The 2,673-nt window shown below is 65.0% G+C and carries 1 protein-coding gene; it reads right to left on the reverse strand.

The features are described from left to right. On the reverse strand, nt 1-2,367 hold a 2,367-nt coding region (locus ABW137_RS11075; protein ID WP_526399793.1), incomplete at its 3' end, for an LpqN/LpqT family lipoprotein. Nucleotides 2,368-2,673 lie beyond the last annotated feature (306 nt).

Below are 2,673 nucleotides of genomic sequence, written 5' to 3' on the forward strand. Positions count from 1 at the left end.
GATCACCAGTGACGCAGCCTTCAACGCGTCGAAGTCGGCTTCCGGTCCCTCGGCGTTTATCTGCAGCAGGTAGGGGCCATCCCTGCCGCTGATCACCACCGAGGTCTGGGCGACGGTTCGCGGCACGTCATCCGTGACGTACTTGCCGCCGAGATACGAACTGGGCTGGCCATCGAGCTTGGCGGTACCGCCGGAGCCTTGATAGCCCGGCAGGTTTTCGAGCTCACCGGGCGCGACGTTCAGCAACGCTTCCGTGTCGACGTTTCCCGTCAACTTGTCGACGGTCGCGTTGATCGTGGGCCGGTCTGCGGGATTGGTCGGCGTGTCGAAGACGACCCCGAAATACTGGGTATCGGCGCCGTCGGGAATCCGGGTCCAGCCCTCGGGGACAGGGAAATCGATGATCGGCGCACCCACTGCTCCGGGGACGATGGGCGTCGCCTCGATGCGGTTCTTCTCGAGGTAGTCGGCGATCGTCTCGTTGGGTCCCATCGGTGGAGCGGGCGCCGAAGTGCTGATCGTGGATGCTTCTGTCGGAACCGACGGCGGAGTTGAAGTCGCGGTCGTGGGAGACTCCGAGCTTTGACTCACCGCCACGATCGTCGCGCCAACGAGGACCACCACCACTGCCGCGACGGCAGCGATTCGCCAACGTCGTTGGGCGGTCACGCGAGCCGACGGTGCGGTGGTGCTGTCCACGGTCTGCGGTGTCGTCGCCGTGAGACGCTGTGGCGGAAGGACTTCTGCGTTTTCAAGCGGATCCGTGCGAGCAGTCTCGGAGAGCGCCTCGGCAAGGGCTGCACGTGCGTGCGTTGCCAATCCGTCGGGATCAGCGGCCTCCGCGTCGAGGACGACGAGCTCGTCGCTCACGTCGACGACTGCCTGCCAATTGCGGGACTCGGCGTGAATGCGCAACTCGTCCTGCAGGTCGACGATGCGCTGGGCGTCCTCACACTCTTGGCGGCGGACGGCCGCCCCAGGATAATCCGACTGCAGTTCGAGGACCTGCCCGTAGAGCCAGGCGGCGATGGTCCAATCCTTGGCCGTCTGCGCGTGCACGGCCTGTTGAAACTTCTCGGCCAGATCAGCTCGGCGAGCAGCGTTGTCGCGCAGTGCTTCTGCATCCCGGTAGCCGGGGTGAAGGCTCAGCAAGTCGTCGAGCACACTTATCGCTGCGGCGTAGCGCTCGGCCCGCAGTTCGGCGCGCGCCTGGACGTACATCGCCTGTAGGCCGGCCATCGCCACGGCTGGCCGTGCTTCCGATGACGGCGCTCTAGCCGGCTGGTCTTCCAGCGCTCGCCAGCTTTCGTGGTGACCGCCGTCCCACTCCGGTGTGGTCATGTTGAACAGCTGCGTGGTCTCGCCGCGCACGTACAGCACCGGAGTCACCCATTCGAGGCTGCGAGGTCGACCGAGAATCCCCACCCGACCACTGCGGCTGGCGTCGTCGACACTGCGGCCATGAGCGATCGCGGTGTAGAAGCCTCTGGCGAAGGAAATTGCGGCCGAGTCGCTGATGGTGAACTGCATCGCAGCCACGGCGTTGATGCCGCTTCGAACCAACGCAGCTGCGGTGGCGGAGAACAGGTCCCGGGTTCCCTGCTCACCGGAAGAGCAAGAGTTGAGCACGACCAGCCGCGGGGTCGGGCGAGCTTCGTTGAGAAGGTCGGCGAGCTGCTCGGCACCCACCAGATCGACTCGCCCACGCTCCCCTTCCAGAGCGATCTGCCCTTGGTCGGTGCCCACGTCGTAGTCACCGTGGCCGATGAAGTGCAGAACGTGCCACTCACTGGCCAACAACTTCTCGTGCACGCCGTCCCAGCTGGCGTGGGGCAGCCATTCCAGTTCGATCAGGCCATCGGCGATGGGTCCGGCGAGAGCCTCTACCAAGCGTCGCTGCTCGTCCTCGACGTCGAGACGGGGCAAACCACGGGGAGCGGCGATGAGACCGAGCATCCGCAACGGCGGGGTGATCTCCAACGGTTCGCGGGTGTATGGCGCGGGGACGTACCGCACCAACGGCTCCCTGAGGCACATGTAGGCCTCGGTCTCGGGGTCGAACAGCGCCTCCCACGGCAGCGCGGCAAGCTGGGGTGCGGTCAGTCTCAGCACTACTCGAAGCGGTTCACCTCGCTGCTGCGCCGCCCCCAGGCTGGCCCGATAGGTTCCCAGGACCCGTTCGGTGAACAATGCCTCGAACAGCTGGCGGCCCATGCTTCTCAGCTGCTGTTCGTGCGCGGGGACGATCCGTCGCGCCGTCGCACCGGAGGCGAGCACCGTGTTCTCCAACGCATCCCGTTCCCGCAGGAGTACTTCGATGTCCAGCTCGAAGACCGCTGATGGTTCGCCACCGGCAGGTGCGTCCACGACCCTGGTGAGGAACGTGCCCGGATGCGAACCGGGTCCAATCTCAAGTTCTATCGCGCACGACATCACTCCCCCCGACTGAGCGTCCCCCCGACGATCATCGTAAAAGAGTAAACCCGAAATCGACGGAATCGTTAGTTCCGCGCATCACGCGCAACTCCCTGAATTCACGTAATGCACTACTCAGCCGTGCTGTGCCGGACTCGATTAGGGGCCGGGATCGAATCCCCGTCCGGGAGCTTCCAACGCCGTGATGCGACGCTCAGTCTCGGCGAGTAAATCGGGAATCGAGTCGAACTCATCGGG

It is taken from the genome of Mycobacterium sp., from assembly GCF_040509115.1.
Taxonomy (GTDB): domain Bacteria; phylum Actinomycetota; class Actinomycetes; order Mycobacteriales; family Mycobacteriaceae; genus Mycobacterium.